The 18,848-nt window shown below is 64.3% G+C and carries 19 protein-coding genes; 8 read left to right on the top strand and 11 right to left on the bottom strand.

Going from position 1 to position 18,848, the window contains the following annotated elements:
- Nucleotides 1-63 precede the first annotated feature (63 nt).
- Nucleotides 64-303, top strand: coding sequence for a DUF1902 domain-containing protein (locus JWR51_RS05950; protein WP_299745034.1), 240 nt, complete (start codon nt 64-66; stop codon nt 301-303).
- A 91-nt stretch (nt 304-394) separates the two neighbouring features.
- On the opposite strand, the gene JWR51_RS05945 is transcribed toward JWR51_RS05950, so the two are convergent.
- On the bottom strand, nt 395-613 hold the full coding sequence (locus JWR51_RS05945; RefSeq protein ID WP_299745567.1) for a helix-turn-helix transcriptional regulator: 219 nt from the start codon (nt 611-613) through the stop codon (nt 395-397).
- Between the two features lie 5 nt (nt 614-618).
- Entirely contained in the window at nt 619-1,206 is a 588-nt protein-coding gene (locus tag JWR51_RS05940; protein ID WP_299745032.1) for a DUF2975 domain-containing protein, read from the bottom strand.
- 112 nt (nt 1,207-1,318) lie between these two features.
- Here JWR51_RS05940 and JWR51_RS05935 point away from each other — a divergent pair, with 112 nt between their 5' ends.
- Nucleotides 1,319-1,699: a chlorophyllide reductase gene (locus JWR51_RS05935; RefSeq protein ID WP_299745030.1), complete on the top strand. Its 381-nt coding sequence runs from the start codon at nt 1,319-1,321 to the stop codon at nt 1,697-1,699.
- Nucleotides 1,700-1,717: 18 nt separating this feature from the next.
- Here JWR51_RS05935 and JWR51_RS05930 read toward each other — a convergent pair whose 3' ends face one another.
- The gene (locus tag JWR51_RS05930; protein ID WP_299745029.1) at nt 1,718-2,359 is read right to left on the bottom strand and encodes a helix-turn-helix transcriptional regulator; all 642 of its coding nucleotides are present in this window, start codon (nt 2,357-2,359) and stop codon (nt 1,718-1,720) included.
- 134 nt (nt 2,360-2,493) lie between these two features.
- Here JWR51_RS05930 and JWR51_RS05925 point away from each other — a divergent pair, with 134 nt between their 5' ends.
- Both JWR51_RS05925 and JWR51_RS05920 read left to right on the top strand, forming a co-directional pair.
- Nucleotides 2,494-2,847: a DUF952 domain-containing protein gene (locus JWR51_RS05925; RefSeq protein WP_299745027.1), complete on the top strand. Its 354-nt coding sequence runs from the start codon at nt 2,494-2,496 to the stop codon at nt 2,845-2,847.
- The gene (locus JWR51_RS05920) at nt 2,844-3,953 is read left to right on the top strand and encodes a quinone-dependent dihydroorotate dehydrogenase (protein ID WP_299745025.1); all 1,110 of its coding nucleotides are present in this window, start codon (nt 2,844-2,846) and stop codon (nt 3,951-3,953) included. The genes JWR51_RS05925 and JWR51_RS05920 overlap by 4 nt, the downstream gene beginning before the upstream one ends.
- 229 nt (nt 3,954-4,182) lie before the next feature.
- Here the strand turns inward: JWR51_RS05920 and JWR51_RS05915 are convergent, their stop codons facing one another.
- Nucleotides 4,183-5,538 (bottom strand): MATE family efflux transporter, encoded by a 1,356-nt coding sequence (locus JWR51_RS05915; RefSeq protein ID WP_299745023.1) that lies wholly within the window; start codon nt 5,536-5,538, stop codon nt 4,183-4,185.
- Between the two features lie 68 nt (nt 5,539-5,606).
- Nucleotides 5,607-5,987 carry a winged helix-turn-helix transcriptional regulator gene (locus JWR51_RS05910; RefSeq protein WP_299745021.1) on the bottom strand — a complete coding sequence of 127 codons (381 nt, stop codon included), beginning with the start codon at nt 5,985-5,987 and terminating at the stop codon, nt 5,607-5,609.
- Nucleotides 5,988-6,069: 82 nt separating this feature from the next.
- Here JWR51_RS05910 and JWR51_RS05905 point away from each other — a divergent pair, with 82 nt between their 5' ends.
- A complete protein-coding gene (locus JWR51_RS05905) occupies nt 6,070-7,056 on the top strand; it encodes an NADPH:quinone reductase (protein ID WP_299745019.1) in 987 nt (328 codons plus the stop codon).
- 49 nt (nt 7,057-7,105) lie between these two features.
- Here the strand turns inward: JWR51_RS05905 and JWR51_RS05900 are convergent, their stop codons facing one another.
- From JWR51_RS05900 to JWR51_RS05890, 3 genes are read right to left on the bottom strand one after another with little or no spacing between them, the layout of a single operon-like run.
- Entirely contained in the window at nt 7,106-7,309 is a 204-nt protein-coding gene (locus tag JWR51_RS05900) for a hypothetical protein (protein ID WP_299745017.1), read from the bottom strand.
- Entirely contained in the window at nt 7,310-7,978 is a 669-nt protein-coding gene (locus JWR51_RS05895; RefSeq protein ID WP_299745015.1) for a nucleoside/nucleotide kinase family protein, read from the bottom strand.
- Complete coding sequence (locus JWR51_RS05890; RefSeq protein WP_299745013.1) at nt 7,978-8,271, bottom strand: DUF6460 domain-containing protein; 294 nt, start codon at nt 8,269-8,271, stop codon at nt 7,978-7,980. Before JWR51_RS05890 ends, JWR51_RS05895 begins: the two co-directional genes overlap by 1 nt.
- Nucleotides 8,272-8,352: 81 nt before the next feature.
- On the opposite strand from JWR51_RS05890, the gene JWR51_RS05885 reads away from it, so the two are divergent.
- Both JWR51_RS05885 and pdeM read left to right on the top strand, forming a co-directional pair.
- A complete protein-coding gene (locus JWR51_RS05885; RefSeq protein ID WP_366525553.1) occupies nt 8,353-10,836 on the top strand; it encodes a ligase-associated DNA damage response DEXH box helicase in 2,484 nt (827 codons plus the stop codon).
- 41 nt (nt 10,837-10,877) lie between these two features.
- Nucleotides 10,878-11,540: a ligase-associated DNA damage response endonuclease PdeM gene (gene pdeM / locus JWR51_RS05880; RefSeq protein ID WP_299745008.1), complete on the top strand. Its 663-nt coding sequence runs from the start codon at nt 10,878-10,880 to the stop codon at nt 11,538-11,540.
- A 139-nt stretch (nt 11,541-11,679) separates the two neighbouring features.
- On the opposite strand, the gene JWR51_RS05875 is transcribed toward pdeM, so the two are convergent.
- From JWR51_RS05875 to JWR51_RS05865, 3 genes are all read right to left on the bottom strand, one after another.
- Nucleotides 11,680-12,447 (bottom strand): TIGR02186 family protein, encoded by a 768-nt coding sequence (locus JWR51_RS05875; protein WP_299745005.1) that lies wholly within the window; start codon nt 12,445-12,447, stop codon nt 11,680-11,682.
- On the bottom strand, nt 12,444-13,376 hold the full coding sequence (locus JWR51_RS05870) for a sulfite exporter TauE/SafE family protein (protein ID WP_299745002.1): 933 nt from the start codon (nt 13,374-13,376) through the stop codon (nt 12,444-12,446). The genes JWR51_RS05875 and JWR51_RS05870 overlap by 4 nt, the downstream gene beginning before the upstream one ends.
- 181 nt (nt 13,377-13,557) lie before the next feature.
- The gene (locus tag JWR51_RS05865) at nt 13,558-17,028 is read right to left on the bottom strand and encodes a peptidoglycan-binding protein (RefSeq protein ID WP_299744999.1); all 3,471 of its coding nucleotides are present in this window, start codon (nt 17,026-17,028) and stop codon (nt 13,558-13,560) included.
- A 217-nt stretch (nt 17,029-17,245) separates the two neighbouring features.
- Between JWR51_RS05865 and JWR51_RS05860 the strand changes: the two genes are divergently transcribed.
- On the top strand, nt 17,246-17,917 hold the full coding sequence (locus JWR51_RS05860; protein WP_299744996.1) for a response regulator transcription factor: 672 nt from the start codon (nt 17,246-17,248) through the stop codon (nt 17,915-17,917).
- Nucleotides 17,918-18,848: the final 931 nt, after the last annotated feature.

Raw genomic sequence — 18,848 nt, 5'->3', positions numbered from 1 at the left:
CTACTCTTGCTCGCGCTGGACCGACGCCATACTATTGGCGCTGGTCCAGCACGGAACTCTGCAATGCCCCGCAAATATCTGGTTACCGCCCAATGGGATGAAGCGGCTGGCGTCTGGGTCGCGACCAGCGAGGATATTCCTGGTCTCGTCACCGAGGCGGCGACGTTGGACAACCTGCTTGGCCGGGTGACCGCTGTTGCTCCCGAACTTCTGGCCGACAATCGCGTCGCAGACGCCACAGCCGGCATTATCGATATCCATATCCTATCCGAACTCGACCCAGCCGCGTCAGCCGCCGAATAATGGTTCGCGGCTTTTACGCCCAGATCGTGGACGCTCTGCGTATCGCCAATTGCACCCTCAAGCGCAAACAAGCCGGCATCGATCGCCGTTTCTAGACGTCCGCCGCGTCCGCCTCATGCTCCAAGATATCCCCCGGCTGGCACTCCAGAAACCGGCAGATCGCGTCGAGCGTATCGAACCTGATGCCCTTGACCTTGCCCCCCTTCAGCAGCGACAGGTTAGCCTCGGTAATGCCGATATACTCGGCGAGGTCCTTGGATTTGACATTGCGCCGCGCCAGCATGACGGCAAGATTGACCTTGATCCCCACCCCGGTCACACGAACTGACTGTTTTCTTCGGCAATGGCCGCGGCCTTCTGCATCGCCCATCCGAGCGCGGCGATGGTGGCGGCAAACAGCGCCATGATCAGCGTGTCACTATCGAACTGGATGATCAGTTGCCGCTGCCCCGCGGGGGCGTTCCAGCTCAGCAAGATGCTCAGCAGCATGGCGCTCACCGGCTTGGCGACAACGCTCAAACCCATGCCGATGGCAAAGTCGCGCAGCCCGGCAATGCCCCTGGCCACGAACGGCCGCCCCTGCGCGAATTCGGTAAAACAGGCACGCACCCGCACCAGCCCCCAGCTCAGTGGCAGTACGGCCAGCAGGCTCAGCCCGGCTGCGCCCAGCCGTAGCGGCGCATTCAGATCGCCCAACGCCGTCGGCGCCATGCGCATGGCCTGCGCCAGATCGTCAGGCGCCACCGTCAGCCAATGCCCGATCATCCCCAAAGGCAATAGTGCCGCCAGCGCAGTGGCCGCCACTGCCAAGACGCGAAACAGCAGAGCCGTACGGCCGTCGACGGCGATCCCGGCAACGGGGGAAAACAGCGTATCCATCGGTGGGGCTTTCGTATCGATCATCAGAAGAGCTCCTCAGCTGCCCCGATTTCTAGCCAAGAAATTATTGTTTGACAATAACAAAAATCTGCAAAATAACGTTGTCTTGTTGTTTTACGATAAGGAAACGCAATCAATGAAATCCATTTCCCTCTACGCCGTGGCCATCATCCTGGTCCTCTCCATGGCTCCCGCATTCGCGGCTCCCTCCACCAGCAAGGGGCAGATTTCGGTGGCCCAGGTGCTCGAACTGCTGGAAAAATCCGGCTCCGACAGTGCTGCCCGCAACGCCGTTGTGGCCTATCTGGCTGGTGTCGGCGAAACGGCAGGACTGCTGATGGCCGACGAAAGAGTGCAGCGCGCCGGGCTGCTCAACTGCCAGACGGCATTGAGCCTCGCCGATACCAATGTGGCCACTGCACTCAAGGCCGCCGCTCCCGATCGCGCCGGCCGCGAGCAAATTGCGGCCACTCCGATCATCTTGATCGATATGTTCGCCCGCGCTGGCTGCACCTGACGCAAACGTTTGGGCGAGCTACTGGCTCGCCCAAATAATCCGGGCGATCCACTCGATCTCGCTCATCTCCAGCACCCGCGGCTCATACGCAGCATTGAGGGAATGCAGCTCAACCTGCTTGGCGCTCTGGCGGGCGAGGATCTTGGCCATCACCTCGCCATCGCGGGTCTTGACCACGACCCGGTCCCCACGCCGCACCTGCTGGGTCGGCGACACCACCACGCGGTCCCCCTCGCGATACAGCGGCTCCATGGAATCGCCGTGGATTTCCAGCGCATAAATCCCCGCCTCGCCCGGCGTCGGCAGTGCAACTTCGTCCCAGCCTTGCCCGACCGGAAACCCCGCGCTATCGAAAAACCCGCCCGACCCAGCCTGCGCCAGCCCCAGCAAAGGCACGGTGCGCATGCTCGGCGCATCGGAGATTTGCATAAATGCCCCCGTGCCATTGAGAAAAGTGTCAAAACTCTCCCCGGTGGCATCGAGAATCTTGGAAATGCTCTCGGTCGACGGCCAGCGTTCCCGCCCATCCTTGCTGACACGCTTGGAGACGTTGAACGCCGTCGCGTCCAGTCCGGCGAGCTTGGCCAGCGCCGACACGGAATGACCCTGCCGCCGCGCCAGCGCGTCGATACCATCCCAAATGGCTCTATGTGACAGCATGACCGGATAATCCGAACAGGAAATCAATCTTATATGCGGAATTATATCCTATTTAGGCCCATCTCCCCCCATTGTAAAGCCCGCTCGCCGACTGCCCGCTTGCGCACCTATCGGCCCGCCGCTAGGGTCCGCCCATGACCAATTTAGACCTGATCTACAAGATTGCCACCGAGGCCATCTACGCCCCCTCACGCGGCGCGGCCAGCTTCCCCGGCATGCCCATCGATGCCAAGGACGGCTATCTGCACCTGTCCACCGCCCCCCAATTGGCCGAAACCCTGCGCCTGCATTTCGCCGGCCAATCCGACCTCGTCCTGCTCGCCGTGCGCAGCGTAGACCTGGGTGAAAAACTGGTCTGGGAGCCCTCGCGCGGCGGCCAGCTTTTCCCCCATTACTATGGCGCATTGCCGCTATCCGCCGTCGCCTGGGAGGCGCCGGTCAGCGTCGCCGCCGATGGCTCCTGCGTGCTGCCCGAGGCGGTTCAATGATTTTCGCGCCGCTTTCGCCATTGCTGCGCCTGCCGCTGGTGCAGGGGCTCAGCCAGCAGGCTCTGCTGAAAATGGATGCCGAAACCGCCCACGGCGCCACCATCACGGCCTTGCGCCTGGGTCTGGCCCCCCATCAAAACCACCCCGATGCGCCCGAATTGCGCACCTCGCTCTGCGGCCTCGACCTGCCCAATCCCGTCGGCATGGCCGCGGGCTTCGACAAAAATGCCGAAGTCCCCCGCCCGCTGGCTCAGATGGGTTTCGGCATGGTCGAAATCGGCACTGTCACCCCGCGCCCCCAGTCCGGCAATGCCAAGCCGCGCCTGTTCCGCATCATGGGCGCCGAGGGTGTCATCAATCGCATGGGCTTCAACAATGAAGGCCATGACGCCGCCTTCGCCCGGCTCAAAGGCCAGCGCATTCCCGCGGCCCTCGGCGTCAATATCGGCGCCAACAAGGACAGCGAGGATTTCGTCGCCGACTACGTGCTGGGCGTCAATCGCTTCGCCGACCTGGCCGATTACCTGACCGTCAACATCTCCTCGCCCAACACCCCGGGCCTGCGCAACCTCCAGGGCGACGAAGCCCTGCGGCGCCTCTTGGGCGACGTGCTCTATGCCCGCGCCAAAGCCAAAACCCGCGTGCCCGTCTTCCTCAAGATCGCCCCCGACCTCGACGAAGCCGCCCTCGACGCCATTGCCAAGGTGGTCCTCGCGACCGACCTCGATGGCCTCATCGTCTCCAACACCACCATCACCCGCGACACCGTCGCCGGCATGGAGAATGCAGCCGAAACCGGCGGTCTCTCCGGCAAGCCCCTGTTCGATCTGGCCACCCAGCGCCTGGCACAAACCCGCCTGCGCGTCGGTGACCTGCCGATCATCGGCGTCGGCGGCATCCACTCCCCGCAAAGCGCGGTGGCCAAAATCCAGGCTGGCGCCAATGCCATGCAGCTCTATTCGGCGCTGGTCTTCGGCGGGCTCGACCTGCTCGACCGCATCAAGCGCGGCCTTACGGCTGCGGTTCGTGCCGAGGGCAAAACCAATATCAGCCAACTCGTGGGTAGCCACACGGCGGAGTGGGCGGCGGGTAAAATCCAGCTTTAGTATTTGCGCCTATTTCCCCCCACCCACTGGCCTTCCCGCGGACTTGATCCGCGGGCCTCTCACCGCTTGTGCCGGGTTGAGAGTGGCCCGCGGATCAAGTCCGGGGGAAGGTTGGTGGGGGATGGCAAGGGAAAAAACCCGATCTATTTGCTGTAGGATGGACCCTGGCCTGTGCCGGGGTGACACCGTGAATCGGACGGCCTCGATGCAATCCCTTCACTCAGGCCCCTTACCCCGTAAACAGCCCCGCCTTCTTCCTCTCCAACGCCCACCAATAGATCGCGCCTCGGGCGAGGAACCACACATGCATGGCGGCCCACAATCCAAGATTGCCGAACAGCGGCTGCAGGATCAGCGCGGCAATGAGGAACACCATCAGCGAGATCACCATGCCGTCGCGCATGACAGTGTTGAGCGTGGTGCCCACCAAAATCCCGTCGAACACGAAGGCCGGCATGAAGCTCAGCGCACACAGCGCCGCGATCCACAGATAGTTCATCGCCTCCTGCCGCACCGCCTCATTGGTGGTCATGAAGCCAAGCACAGTCGGCCCGCCGAAATACCACAGCAGCCCCAGCCCGCCCGCCAGGATCAAACCCCATTGAAAGCTCAACCCATAGGCCCGGTCGAACGCCGGCCGCCAGTTGGCGCCCACCGCCTTGCCGCTCAATTGCTCGGCCGCCTGCGCGATCCCGTCGAGAAAATAGCCCACCACCATCAACAGGTTCAGCAGCAGCGCATTGGCCGATAGCGCCACCTCGCCCATGCGCGAGCCTTGCGCCGCAAACCACGCATAGGCCCCCATCAGCGCCAGCGACCGGATCATCAGGTCGCGGCTCAGCCCGAACATGCGCTTTAGCCCCGTGGCATCGAGCAATTCGCCCGGCTTGATCAGCCGCAGCATGGCGGCCAGCCCGCCATAGTGCCGCGCCACCAGCACCAACCCCACCAGCGCCGCAATCCCTTGCCCCAGCACCGTGCCCAAGGCCGCGCCAGGCACGCCCCAACCCAGGCCATAGACGAACCAGATGCTCGCCAGGATATCCACGCCATGCAACAGCATTTGCAGCATCATGCCGGTGGTCGCGGCCGCGCGGCCATAAAACCAACCGAGCAGTGCATAGTTGATCAGCGCGAACGGCGCCGACCAGATGCGATAGCGGAAGTAATCCCCGAGCGCCGCCGCCACGCCCGGCTCTGGTGCCAACAGACTATTGGCCGCCCACAGGATGGGCCAACTCAGCGCAATCATCGCAATGCCAATGCCCACCGCCAGCACCAGCGCCCGCGCAAAATGCAGCAAGCCGTCGCGTGGATCGCGCGCGCCCACCGATTGCGCCGTCAGTCCCGCCGTGCCGATGCGCAGGAAATAGGCCATCGAGAAAATCACGTCGAACACCAGCGCGCCCAGCACCAGCCCACCCAGCAGCGCCGCATCACCCAGCCGGCCGATCACCGTAATATCCACCAACCCCACCAGTGGTTCGGTGATGAAGGCGATCGAGGCGGGCAGGGCGATCTTCCACACATCGGCATGGCGCACCTGGAATGGATATTGCGGGCGCGCGGCGTCTGGCGTGGTCATTGATCACTCTGGGGAATCGAAGGGGTCACCCTGTCTAGCAAGTTGCGGCGACTGTCGCGAGGCTTGGATCAGGGACACACATGCAGCTCTTGCCGATCTTCGTCCGAGGCAAACCCCATGCCCCAGCTGCGCATGCTGAGCAGTACCGGCTCGAGCGAGCGCCCAAGCTCGGTCAGTTCATATTCAACCCGCGGCGGTACTTCGGGATAAACGATGCGGTTGATCACGCCGTCCCGTTCCAGTTCGCGCAATTGCAGCGTCACCATGCGCGCGGTGGCATTGGGCACCATCCGGCAGAGTGCGTTGAAGCGCAATTTGCCGTCGAGCAGGTGAAACAGGATCACCGGCTTCCACAGGCCCCCGATCACCGAAAGCGTCACTTCCACCGCGCAACCGGTGCGGCCGGCCTTGCGGCGTGGGCGGGGCAGGATAGGGGTGCTATCATTCATGATAGTACATGTTCTCTTTGTACGTACTGTTCGTCGATGCATCAAAGACCTAGTTAGGCTGGGAAACAAGAGGAACGTGCAAATGAAAGCTGCCTGGTATTCCACCAAGGGTCCCGCCCGCGACGTCTTGCAGGTCGGCGAATTGCCCACGCCAACGCCCGCGCCCGGCGAAGTGCTGATCCGCGTCCGCGCCTCGGGCGTTAATCCGTCCGACACCAAGGGCCGCAGCGGCAATGGCGCCCCGGCCTTCCCCCAGGTCGTGCCCAATCAGGACGGCGCCGGAGAAATCGTCGGCGTCGGTTCCCCCGAACTCGAAGGCCGCATCGGCGAGCGCGTCTGGTTCTATGAATCCCAGCTTGGCCGCTGGAATGGCTCCGCCGCCGAGTTCACCACGCTCCCCGCCCACAAGGCCGTTCGTCTCCCCGATGGCGTCAGCTTCGAGGAAGGCGCCTGCCTCGGCATTCCCGCCATGACTGCCCATCGCTGCGTTTTCGCCGATGGCCCCGTTACCGGCAAAACTGTGTTCGTCTCCGGCGGTGCCGGCGCCGTCGGCCGCTACGCCATCCAGTTCGCCAAGCATGGTGGCGCTCGCGTGATCGCCTCGGTTGGCAATGATGAGGCCGCGGCATCCGCCAGGGCCGCTGGTGCCGATCTGGTCCTCAATCGCCACACCGATGACCTGCCGGCCCGCATTGCGGCCTTCACCGGCGATCCAAAGGGCAGGGGCGTCGACCGCTTCGTCGAAGTCGCTTTCGGCGCCAATCTCGACCTGATCGCCAAGACCCTGGCGCCCAATGGCGTCGTCGCCACCTATGCCAGCGATGCCGTGCCCCAGCCGACCCTGCCGTTCTGGCCGATGGTCTTTCTCGATGCCACCATCCGCTTCGTGCTGGTCTATGTGATGTCCGCCGAGGCCCATAAGGAGGCCGCAGAGGGCATCACCGCCGCCTTGCAAGCCAACCAGCTCACCCATCAGATCGGCCGCGTCCTGACCCTCAACGATATTGTCGCCGCTCACGAAGCCGTCGAACGCGGCGACCTCGGCAAGACCGTGATTACGCTGGGCTGAGAGTTCCGACCCAAATTCCCTCCCCCTGGCGGGGAGGGAAGGACTTCACCTACTTGCCGTCATATCCCGCGCAAATCTTCGCCGCCTGCACTTCTACATCGCGCGGATCGAGTGTCGCGGTAGGATTGTCGCGTTCGATGCCTGCGCCGATCACCCCGACACACTGGCTGAATTCCGACGGTCGCGCCGTCACCGCGCCAGCCACGATCACCGCACCGACGATGATCGCCAGCGCCACCAGCCAGTGCTGCATTCAGCCCTCCACGATCAGCGCGATCACCACGTCGGCGCGATCCTTCGACGCACTCACCAGATCGAAATTCGGCATATCCGTCCGCTCGATATGCGCGCGGTTGCGCTCCTCGGTGAACAGCCCCGCCTCGGCATGGCGTTTCAGCAGCCGCGCCTTGACCGTCTCGCGGTCCACATCGATGAACACGGCAAAGTCCAGCAGCGGCTTGACCCCCGCCCATGGCCCATCGGTCAGCAGCAGGTAATTGCCCTCCACGATCAGCACCCGCACATCGGGCAGCACCGTGAAGGCATTATCCACCACGTCTTCGATCTGCCGCGAATAGCCCGGTCCCATCACCGCCGAATTGGCATGCTTGAGCCGGTGCAGGAAGCTGACGAATTCCGCCCCCTCGAATGTATGCGGCGCGCCTTTGAAATCCACCGTCCCCAGCGCCTCCAGCTTGGCATGGCGCATGTGGAACCCGTCCATCGGCACCAGCGCCGCGCTGCCCACCTTGGTGGCGTTGAGCATCGTCACCAGTTCCGCCGCCAGCGTCGATTTGCCGGCCCCCGGCCCCCCCGCAATGCCGATCGCGATGCGGTGCCCCGCCGCGCTTTCCATCCTCAAGATATGGCTGACCAGAAGCGACAGCGCCGATTGCGGCGTCAGTTGCAAACGCTCAGTCATTACCGCCGCCGCGACGTCAGGCGCAGCACCAGCCACACCGGCACCACGATCACCGCGCCCGTCACCACATAAAAGCCAAAGCTGCGGAGCAGGCCGGTGCTGTCGCGTAAGGCATCATGCACCAGCTCGATCGCGCCATTGACCAGGCTCTGTGGATTGACGCCGAATACCGACATCAGAAACCCCACCACCAGCGAGATCAACACCAGCCGCACGATCAGCGCGCCCGGCCGGTCGCCCAGCAACCACTCCAGTTTCGAAGGCCGCTCGCGTTCCGTCATTTGCTCGCTCATCGTGAACCTCCGTGCCGCTTTGTGTGTTGAACACGATCATATAGGCTCTTTGATGATTTGCAGAAGCCCCCGGCGTCCAGCGTGAGCCTTCCCCCCATCATCGCCGACTGGTTCGCAACCAAGGGCTGGTCGCCCCGCGCCCACCAGCTCGACGTCCTCGCCAGTTGGGAGGCAGGCGCCTCGGCCCTCTTGATCGCCCCCACCGGCGCCGGCAAGACCCTGGCCGGTTTCCTGCCGACGCTGACCGACCTCATCGACAATCCCGGCCACGAGGGCCTTCACACCCTCTATATCTCCCCCCTCAAAGCCCTCGCCGTCGACGTCGCGCGCAACCTCACCATCCCCATCACGGAGATGGGTCTCAAGATCAAGGTCGAGACCCGCACCGGCGACACCCCCGCCAGCCGCCGCGCCCGCCAGCGCATCGATCCGCCGCAGATTCTGCTCACCACACCCGAACAGATGGCCCTGCTGCTCAGCCACCCCGAAGCCGCCCGCATGTTCGGCTCGCTCAAGCGCATCGTCCTCGACGAACTCCACGCCCTCGTCACCTCCAAGCGCGGCGATCTGTTGTCCCTCGCCATCGCCCGCCTGTCGATCCTGGCGCCGCAGATGCGCATCACCGCCCTCAGCGCCACCGTTGCCCGGCCCGACCTGCTGCGCGACTGGATCGGCCAGCCCGCGCCGCAAGCTCCCACCCATCTGCTGACCGCGGACGGCGGCGCTCAACCCACGCTGTCGATCCTCCAAACCGACGAACGCCTCCCCTGGGCCGGCCACTCCGCCAACTACTCCCACCGCGCCCTCTACGACACCATCAAGGACCACAAAACCACGCTGCTCTTCGTCAACACCCGCAGCCAGGCCGAAATGCTGTTCCAGGGTCTCTGGGCCATCAACGACGACATGCTACCCATCGCTCTGCACCACGGCTCGCTCTCGGTCGAACAACGGCGAAAAGTCGAAGCCGCCATGGTCGCCGGCAACCTCAAGGCCGTCGTCTGCACCTCCACCCTCGATCTTGGCATCGATTGGGGCGATGTCGATCTGGTGGTTCAGGTCGGCGCCCCCAAGGGCAGCTCCCGCATGCTCCAGCGCATCGGCCGCGCCAATCATCGACTCGATGAACCATCCAAGGCCATGCTGGTCCCCTCCAACCGTTTCGAAGTCCTCGAATGCGAAGCGGCGCTCGAAGCCGTCGCCGAAAATCATCAGGACAGCGAAGACCCCGTTAAGGGCGGCTACGACGTGCTCGCCCAGCACATTTTGGGCATGGCCTGCGCCGCCCCGTTTTTCGCCGACCATCTCTATGCAGAAATCCAGCATGCCTGGCCCTACAAGGACCTCCCGCGTGCCCAATTCGACCGTATCCTCGATTTCGTCGCCACCGGCGGCTATGCCCTCCGCGCCTACGAACGCTATGCCCGATTGCGCAAAACCGACGAAGGCATGTGGCGCATCGCCAATCCGCAAGTGGCCCAGCAATACCGCCTCAACGTCGGCACCATCGTCGAAGAACCCATGGTCCGCGTTCGCCTCGTCCGCAGCCGGGGCTTCAAAAAAGGCCAGACAACCGGGCCTATTGGCCGCGGCGGCCGCGTCTTGGGCGAAATGGAGGAATACTTTTTCGGCACGCTGGCGATTGGCGACACCTTCATGTTCGGCGGCGAGATCGTCGCCTTCGAGGGCATGAAGGACAATGAAGTCTTCGTCAGCCGCGCCCAATCGGCCGATCCGAAAATCCCCTCCTATATGGGCGGCAAGTTCCCGCTCTCGACGTACCTCGCAGAACGCGTCCGTCGCATTATGGACACCCCCGACGACTGGCACAAACTGCCCGACCCGGTCAGCGACTGGCTCCGCCTGCAGCAATTCGCCTCTGTCGTGCCCAGTCGCGACAGCTTGCTCGTAGAAACCTTCCCGCGCGGCGCACAGAACTACATGGTCTGCTACCCCTTCGAAGGCCGCCTCGCGCACCAGACCCTGGGCATGCTGCTCACCCGCCGCCTCGAACGCGCCCGCGCCCGCCCGCTCGGCTTCACCGCGTCCGAATATGCCCTCGCCATCTGGGGCCTCGGCGATCTCTCCGCCCTGATCCGCACCGACCGCCTCTCGCTCGATGACCTTTTCTCCGAGGACATGCTGGGCGACGACCTTGAAGATTGGCTCGATGAATCCGCCCTGATGAAACGCACCTTCCGCAACTGCGCCATCATTTCCGGCCTGATCGAACGCCGCCACCCCGGCAAGGAAAAGACCGGCCGCCAGATCACCATGTCGTCGGACCTGATCTACGACGTGCTCTACCAGCACGAGCCCGACCACATCCTCATCCAGGCCACCCGCCGCGACGCCGCAAGGGGCTTGCTCGATATCGAACGCCTTGGCCACATGCTCCGCCGCATCCGCACCCACATCGTGCACAAACCGCTGGACCGCATCTCGCCGCTCGCCGTCCCGGTCATGCTCGATATCGGCAAGGAGCCGATTTTTGGCGAGGGCCGCGAATCTGCTATGGCGGATGCTGCCGACGAATTGATGCGCGAGGCCTTGGGCGGGCAGTGAGCCAGATACTATATCAAGCCGAGATCACGGAGACTCCGATCTTGCGCTTTGCCGGACATGTGTTTCAGCCTCTGCCCTCCGGCGCGCTCTATTGGCACGCCCAGCGCACGCTGTTGGTCGCCGATCTGCATCTGGAAAAGATGAGCTCCTTCGCCCGCCGCGGCCAGATGCTCCCGCCCTACGATACCGGCCTCACCCTCAAGCGCCTCGATGCCGATTTGCACAGCACCGGCGCGCAACGCCTGGTTTCCCTCGGCGATAGCTTCCACCGCGACGAGGGCACGACGACCCTCTCCGATGCCGACCGTGCCCGGATCGACACTATGACCGACCTGGCCGAATGGCTCTGGCTGTCCGGCAACCACGATCCCAAGCCGCACGTGCTGGGCGGCCAATGCCTGCCGCATCTGGAGCTCAACGGCCTGACCCTGACCCACGAACCCCGCCGTGGCGCAACCAACCTCGTCGCCGGCCACCTCCACCCGGCGGCCCACATCTACCTCGAAGGCCGCGCCACTCGCCGCCCGTGTTTCGTGCACGACAATCGCTTGCTGATCCTGCCGGCCTACGGCTCATCCACCGGCTCGATCAACATCCTGTCGCCGGCCTTTGTCGACCTGTTCCACTGGGCCAGCATCGAAGTCACCATGCTGGGTCGCGACCGACTCTATCCGATCAGTCCCAGGCGATTGGTGCGGGGCTGATCGTGCCACGTCCTCGTGGTTCGAGGCGCCAAGCGGCGCACCTCACCATGAGGACTACTGGGAACTCGATCTCTAGTAGCCCTCATGGTGAGGTGCGAGCTCTTGCGAGCCTCGAACCACGAGGGCGGGCACACCGCTCCTACCGCTTGAACAGCACCCCACCCAGCCAGCCAGTAAACAGCGCCAGGATCACGCAAACCACCCCATACAGCAGCGGCTGCTGCACTGACGCCAGCGCCAAAAACCGCTCAAACCCGATCTTGCGCACCGCAAAGCCCTCGGATTTCCGCGCGATGATCTGTCCGTCCTTGAACACGTAAGTGAGCGCGATATAGGGCCCCGGCGGCGCGTTGCTCGGCAGCGTCAGGCGCGCCGAGTAAGTGTTGTCGGACAGGAAGTTGACGCCGTTCTCGTTGACGCCGAACAGCCCCTGTTCGGTCATCAGCCGCACCAACTGCCGCCCGAACACCGCCGTCTTCCACCACCCGGCATTGTTGGGCACCAGCGTGTGCGACTCCGGCAGGATGAATTGCGTGGTCAGCGTGGTGATATCGGTGATGTCGGCCAGCCGGTCGCTTGCCAGCACATGGAAATAGCTGGGAAATTTGCGGAAGGTGACCTGGTCGGTATTGAGCCAGATGCCGAAATTATGCGTCATCTGCCGCGCCGTACGGTCGGCCGTCGGCCCCAGCACCACGACTATGACCTGGAACGGTCCATCGACGAATTTCTGCTCGGCTCCCGCATCGGGCGCGATCGAGCCGAAAAACGTCATCTTCTCGCCGTCGAAGCTCGAGGTGATTTCGATCTCGTCATTCGACATGGTCGACAGCAGCCGGTCGCCCAGCGCCGGCGTCGCCAATGCGCCGAGCAGCGCCAGCGCGCCGAGCCAGCGCCGCCAGGTCACGACCCGGCTCCCGTACCGCTGACCACCATGCTGAAGGCATCGGCCGGCGCCAGCACCAGCGTCAGCCCGAAGCGGATCGCCACCGCCAGCACCAGCAGCGCCAGCAGCCCGCGCAACTGTTCGCCGCGCAATTGCTTGCCGGCCGAAGCGCCGAACTGCGCGCCCGCCACCCCGCCCACCATCAGGCTGAAAGCCAGCATGATATCGACGCTCTGGCTCTGCACAGCATGCAGGATCGTGGTCGCCGCCATCATCGCCACCACCTGCAGCAGCGAAGTGCCGATGACCACATTGCCCGGCACCCGCAGCAGGTAAACCAGCGCCGGAACCATGATGAAGCCGCCGCCAATGCCGAGCAGCGAGCCAACAAAGCCGATGAATAGCCCGATGATCAGCACCGGCAACACGCTGATATAGAGCTTGGATTTCTTGAACCGGACCCGCATCGGCAGGCCGTGGATCCAGTTATGCTGGTTGGGCAAGCGCTCGCGCACCACGATGCCGCTGCGGCGCTTGAGCAAAGCGCGCGTGGATTCAATCAGCATCAGCACGCCGATAAAACCCAGCAACACCAGGAAGCCGACCGCGATCACCAGGTCGAGTTGCCCCGCGTCGCGCAGCAAGTCGAACGTGGCCACGCCCCCAAAGGCCCCGATAATCCCCGATAGCACCAGATAGAGCGCCAGATGCATGTCGATGCCGCCACGCCGGTAATGGCTGAGCGCGCCCGAGGTCGAGGCCGCCACCACCTGGCCCGTCACTGAGGCCACGGCCACGGAGGTGGGCACGCCTGAAAAGATCAGCAGGGGAGTCAGCAGGAACCCGCCGCCGACGCCAAACAGGCCCGACAGGAAACCGACCGCCGCTCCGATCCCCACGAGAAAGAAGAGGTTTACGGACATCTCGGCAATCGGCAGATAAATCTGCAAGACCTATTCCGTTCAATGCGTTCGAGGGCGGCTTTACGCCGCCATTGCGTCACCACGAAGACGAGGATAACGCCCACAGCCTTAAATTGCTTTAAGGGCCTACGTCCGGTTTATGCCGCTGTCAAATCATCATCGGAAGGCGCTGCAAGAAGGCGTCGCGCACCGGCGCCGCCGCGTCAATTCAAACCGGTTGACTGCCCAGCACGGCCAGCAGTCGCGGATTGATCGCGCCGCTCTCGGTCATGCCCGTCGCCCGCTCGAAGGCCTTGATGGCCTCGGCGGTTTTCGGCCCGGCCAACCCGTCCGGCGTGCCGATGTCGTAACCCAGCTTGGCCAGCGCGAGCTGCACCCGGGACACCACATCCTTGGTCTTGATGGTGTCGCCGGGGCTGAAGGTGGCCGACCAGGTCCCGATCGGCGCGAAATTGGCCGCCAGATCGATCGGCTGCGCCTTCCAGGCGGCGACTTCGTCGTTAAGCCGCTTGACCACGTCGGCGGTCAGCGAGCGGGCCATATCGTCGCGGGCCTTGCCGGCATCGGCATCGCCACTGCGTGCCGCCAGCGAGAACCACTTGTAGGATTCTTCCAGGTTCTGGTCGACGCCCAAGCCGCGGGCATGCAGCATGCCCAGGTTGAACTGGCTGTCGGTCATGCCCAGGTTGGCCGCCCGCTCGAACCATTCGGCGGCGGTTTCGAACTGCTGGTCGCCCAATTGCCCACTGGCATAAAGTGCCGCCAGATTGTGCATGGCCATGCGATTGCCGGCCTCGGCGCCGCGCTGATACCAGAGCTTGGCGACTTCGAGGTCCTTGTCGACCCCATTGCCCACTTCATAGAGGTTGCCCAGCCGATATTCGGCCGGCACGAAGCCCTGCGCGGCGGCCCGCTCGTACCAGGTCGCGGCAGCCTTGTAGTCCTGGGCGAGGGCGCGGCCCTCGGTATAGATGGCGCCGATTTCAAACTGTGCCCGCGCATCGCCATTGGCGGCGGCCTGGCGCAGTTCGATCGGACCGACCGCCTCAGGCGCCAGTTCGAAGGTGACCGGTGTTGCCGGGGCCGCCGGAATGCTGGCGGTGGTTTCCGGGTCGGTCTGGTTCGGCACCTCGATTGGCGTGATCCGTCCGGCGTCGCCCTTGGCCATCAAGGCGGGCGGCATCGGCGTAGTGTCCGGTGTAGCGAATGTCATCGCCACCCGCGAGCCGATCGAGCCGACTGCCGTGGCATCTATCGCGCTGTCGCTGGGGGCACCAGCATCGCTCAAATCGCCGCTATCGGTGTCGCTCGCTGGCTCGGTGTTCAATGGAGCGGGCGCGGGCGCCGGCTGTTCGATAGTGCTTTCGACGGCCTGAGGCGGGGTCTGGCTATTGGCCGGCGCCATCCGCTGCAGCACCAGATTCAGCGCCAGCATAGAGGTGGCAACCAGCACCGCAGCCAGCAGCAGCGGCCGCCGATAGCGTACGAGGAAACTCTGTGGCTCGATCACGGCGCCATCGGCATCCAGCATCGGCTCGGGCGCCGGCTTGGCCTGTTTCGGCTGCTTGGCAGCCTTCGGTGCCTTGGGCTCCTTGACCGGCTTTTGTTGCTTGAGCTCGGCCGGCGCCAACACTGGCTCCACCGGGGCATCGCCATTCGGCCGGGGCGGCATCACGCGCGCCAGGGCCTTGCTGATCAGCGAATTATTGTCGGCTACAGTGGCCTGCGTATCCTGCTTGGCGCGCTGCGCCCGCCGGGCTGCGGCCACGAAAGTGCTGGTGCTGGTCTGGTTGAGCGGGGCCTCGGCCTGCACCTGCGCCAAGGCACGCTCCGGCTCCGGCGCGAACGGATCGCGGCCCGCGCTGGCAAAGCTCGACTGCGGCTGCGGCGGCCGCTCCACGGCATTGGGATCGTATATAGGCTTGGCCGAAACCTCCGGAGCCACCGGCTCGCTGGCCATGCCCGGATGGGCCTTGCGCGGCCCGTTCTTGGCTTCGAGCGCCGTGCGCACCGGCCCGGCATCCTTGAACCCCGGATCGGTCAGCGGCGCATCGTCCGCCGGATTGGTCGGCATAATGTCACTGCGCGGCGACACGTCGGTGCTGCGGCGATCGAGCGCGTGCAGCATGTCATCGAGCGCCGAATTGCTGGCAGCGGCCTTGGCCGGCCGCTCGGCTTCGGGGGGAATGGCAGCGGCTTCGAGCCGGGCAAACGGGCGCTCCTGCCGCTGCGTCAGCGCCGTCTCCAGCCGGGCCAGCCGTTCAGCAGTATCGCGGCCAGCAGTGTTCAGCAGCGCCGACATGCGCTTTTCGAACACGTCGATCGTGGCGTCGGTCATCACGGGGGCAGGGGCCGCCGCATTGGATTTGGCCACGGCCAGCGACGTGCGTTCAGCCACCATCGCCGCCAAGGCGTTATAGTCCGGCTGGGCGGCGGGCTCGTCATGCGTCGAATACAGCTTGGCCAGCCCATCGAGCTGCGCACCGGTTTCGTCCATGCGCGACATCAGCAGCTTGAGCTGGTTTTCGATCTGCCCGGTTCCGGCATCGCCGCTCGGCGCCGCCAGCTTTTCCGACAGCGCATCGAGCTGGCTTTCGATCCGCGAGAAGCGCGGCTCCATGCCACTCATCACCGCATTGCGCAGCGCCAGGATATCTTTCTTCAGCCCGTCCACATCGCCATTGGCGGTCTCGAAGCTGCCGATGCGATCGGCCAGCGCATCGACCTTGCTCATCAGCGTGCTGGGCATGGCTTCGCGGTCACGCATCGCCTGCGTGAAGCCGGCCATTTCCGAGGTCAGCCGCTCAAAATCGCCCGACGACAGGGCCAGGTTCTTTTCGATCGAGTCGATCCGGTCATAAACATTGCGCACGCTCTTTTCGATCGTGGCCATCGCCGGAGCCAGCGTATCGCCGACGACGGGCAGGGCTTCGGCCCGGTCCTCGCGCACGATTTCGCGTTCCATCTGCGTGGCCTGCAGTTCGGCAAGCTTGCCGACTGTGGCCGAGACATCATCGAGCCGCTTGTTGATGGTCGACAGATCGACCTTGGGCGCATCGCCGATCATGCGGGCCAGGGCCGCGATCTGGGCCTCCAGCCGCTTGACCTGGCCGGTTTCGCCCACGGCGCCGGCCAGCAATTCCACCACATGGGTCAATTGCTCGACCTGGTTGGCGACTTCGCGCACGCTGCCATTGCTGGCGCGCTGCGACTTGAGATCGCCTTCGAGCCGCTCAAGGCGTCCCGAGAGTCCCCCCACCAGCGCATTCAGCTCGCGAAATTCGGGCATGTCCGTGGCCCGGCGTCCCAGCGCCGCAACGGGCGCGGAAAACTGGCGGCTGCGGATTTCGGCGATCGCCGAGCGGAGCTGATCGTCATCCGCATCGACCATGTCTTCGGTTTCGTCGCGGTCGCTGAAGCGGTCTACCGCGCGCTTGACCGTGCGCAGGGCCTCGCGCCGCCGTGCCGAAGGCTCGGGCGCCCCGCCAACCTGATCGCGCAGGCTCCGCACCCGCTGGGACAGTCCCTCAAGCGCCGGATCGACGCGCTCGGTTCGAGTATAGCGCCCTTCCACCTGATCGAGCAGGGCGACGAGTTCGCCACGCAACGCCTGCCAGTCACCCGTATTGAGGTCCTGGTCAGCGTCGGCATTGTCCGAGATGGGGAAGGCGCGGGCCATGATGAGTCCCATTCGTGTGAAACAGCATACCCCGGCGACTTCGCACGAAGGTATGAGGGTCACTCTTGGGAATTTATGGTAAAGAACCCGTTAAGTATCGCCGCAATATGCCCAAACGCTGGCATCAACTGTGGAATATGGTTCGCTTTTGCGCCGCGGACACGCCAAATATCGGGCATAATGCGTATGCCGACACGCTGCCGGGAGAAGCTTTGCCATGACGCGCCGCCGCATTATCATCGTTGACGATCACCCCCTGTTCCGCGCCGCATTGCGCCAGACCCTGGTGGGTGGCGACGCCAGCGTGACGGTCGAGGAAGCAGGCGATCTCGCCGGCCTGACCGCCGCGCTGGAAGCCGATCGCGATTGCGACCTGGTGCTGCTCGATCTCAATATGCCCGGCGTGCGCGGGTTTTCTGGCCTGCTGCTGCTGCGCGCCCAATATCCCGATATTCCGGTCATGATCATTTCGGCGGTCGAGGATGGCACCGTGGTGCGCCGTGCCTTCGAGCTGGGCGCCGCCGGCTATCTGCACAAATCGGTCGGCCCCACCGAAATCCGCCGCTCCATCGAAACCGTCCTGTCGGGCGAAGTCTTCATCCCCGAAGGCATGACCGTGGCCGGCGAGGACAAGCACACCGCCCTGATGCGGCGCCTCTCCACCCTGACGCCCCAGCAGGTCCGCGTGCTGATGATGCTCAGCGACGGGCTGATGAACAAGCAGATCGCCTATGAGCTGACCATTTCGGAAGCCACGGTGAAGGCCCACGTCTCCGCCATTCTGCAAAAGCTCGACGTCGACAGCCGCACCCAAGCCGTCATCGCCGCCGCCCGCATCGAGGAAGGCCAGTTCGAAGCCCTGTTCTCGATTGGCGCTGAGAAGGCCTAGGGCGTCATCTCCCAGCCCTCAAACGTGGATTGAGTTCAACAGCATGGCTTGAATGCATCGCGCACACCTTCATGGTTCGAGGGTCGTTCCGCTCGTGCTTCACCACGAGGACGACTGGACCCAAGCATTACAAACCGCGTCTCTCAGTAGCCCTCATGGTGAGGTGCGAGCGCTTGCGAGCCTCGAACCACGAGGGCGCAGCACCATGTTCCCCCACCCGCTGTTCTTCCCGCGGGCTTGACCCGCGGGCCGCTCTCAACACGGCACAAGCGGCGAGAGGCCCGCGGGTCAAGCCCGCGGGAAGAACGGTGAAGGAGTGGGGTATGGAGCATCACCCCCACCCAGCCTCCGCCCTCAAGGGGGAGGAGTCTTCCTGGGTGGGGACGTGATCGAGTCCCATCAAAGTAACGTCTGAACCCGATCCCGCCCCAGGAGTGGCGCGATCTCCTCCCCCTTCCAGGGGGAGGCCGGGTGGGGGTATCGTTTCGCGCAAAACTATCGCGCCTCTCGCCTTGCTTGGCACAACGCCTACCCACCCACGGTGTCACCCCGGCGCAGGCCGGGGCCCATCCTGAGGTATCACCCCTGCCGCAAGGTCATCGCGAAACCACCTATCCTGCCACGCCCTCGTGGTTCGAGGGTCGCTGCGCTCCCGCCTCACCAAGAGGACTACTGGGGCAAAGAGATCTATTGAGACAGCGATACCCGATGAAACGCCGCAATTCCCTCAGTAGCCCTCATGGTGAGGTGCGAGCCCTTCGCGAGCCTCGAACCACGAGGGCGTGCCCCAATCTATCCCCCTTCTCCCCACCCCCAAAACCTCCCGCATACTCCCCCCGATATCTCCACAATGGCTGCGGGTTCGCGACGAACGGCCGTGGGGAGTTTGGTGGGAGGGGAATGCGGTCGCGCGATCCCTGGGCCAGCGCGA

Source organism: Devosia sp., from assembly GCF_028290625.1.
In the GTDB taxonomy this organism is placed as follows: domain Bacteria; phylum Pseudomonadota; class Alphaproteobacteria; order Rhizobiales; family Devosiaceae; genus Devosia.
Note: the sequence above shows the minus strand (reverse complement) of the source record. Positions and strands in the feature narration are given on the sequence as shown.